This window comes from Goodfellowiella coeruleoviolacea, from assembly GCF_024171785.1.
Classification (GTDB): Bacteria; Actinomycetota; Actinomycetes; order Mycobacteriales; family Pseudonocardiaceae; genus Goodfellowiella; species Goodfellowiella coeruleoviolacea.
The window spans coordinates 3,448-4,641 of record NZ_JAMTCK010000025.1 but is presented as its reverse complement, the minus strand read 5'-3'; the positions used below and the strand labels follow the sequence as shown (position 1 = coordinate 4,641).

Here is a 1,194-nt window from a genome sequence, read left to right as displayed (position 1 = left end):
CCCAGTGATCAAGCTGCCCCGCCAACACACCGTCCGAACCAGACCCACCGAACACCCGCCGCTGCCACACCGCGTAGTCCGCGTACTGCACCGGCGGAGGCGGCAGGACAACGGGCTCGCCGTCTCGTGCCGCGCGGTACCCGGTGGCCAGGTCCCCGAGCAGCACGCCCATCGACCACCCGTCGGTGATGATGTGGTGCAACTGGAGCAGCAGCACGTGGTCGGCATCGGCCAGGTGGATCAGCAGGGCACGCAACAGTGGACCGTGCGTGAGGTCGTGGGGGCAGCTGATCTCCGCGCGCAGCACCTCGTCCAGTTCTGCGCCGCGACCACGCAGGTCCAGCACCGGCAGTGGCACTTCGGTCGGCGGGTGGATGACCTGGCTGGCGGTGCCGTCGGCGACCTGGAAGGTGGTGCGCAGCGCCTCGTGCCTGGCGACCACCGCGGTCAGTGCCTCGGCCAGGGCGGCCCGGTCCAGCGGGCCGAACAGCCGCAACGCCACGGGGACCTGGTACTCCGTGCTTCCGGGCCGCAACTGGTCCAAGAACCACAGCCGTTGCTGGGCAAAGGAAAGCGGGATCAGCTCTGGCCGCTCCACCGGGACGATCGGCGGTCGGGCCGGGCCGGGGCCGTCGATTCGCGCGGCCAGTCCCGCCACCGTCGGTGCTTCGAACACGGTGCGCACGCTCACCTCGGTGTGCAGCGTGCGGCGGATCCGCGCCACAAGGCGCATCGCCAGGAGTGAATGCCCGCCCAGCGCGAAGAACCCGTCGTCAACGCCCACCTCGGGAATGCCGAGCACGTCGGCGAACAACGCGCACAGCACCTTCTCACGCGGGGTACGGGGTGACCGTCCAGGCCTGGGGAGCGTGCGGTCGGGCGCTGGCAGGGCGGAGCGGTCCAGCTTCCCGTTTGCGGTCAACGGCAGCCTGTCCAACACCAGGAATGCCGAGGGAACAAGAGCCTCGGGCAGCAGGCGTGCGGCGTGCTCGCGGATGTCCGCGGTGTCGGGAGCCGCGTGGCCCGCCTCGGTGACCAGGTACGCCAGCAGCCGTTGACCCGTCCTGCTCTCCTGGGCTGTGACGGCGGCCTGGGCGATGGCGGGATGGCTGGCCAGCACCGCTTCCACCTCACCCGGTTCGACCCGGAAACCCCGGATCTTCACCTGGTCGTCCACCCGCCCCACGAACTCCA

1 protein-coding gene is annotated in these 1,194 nt (G+C 70.6%); it reads right to left on the bottom strand.

Annotated elements, in window-relative coordinates:
- A partial coding sequence (locus LX83_RS35590) for a condensation domain-containing protein (RefSeq protein ID WP_253780118.1) occupies positions 1–1,194 on the bottom strand: 1,194 nt, incomplete at both ends.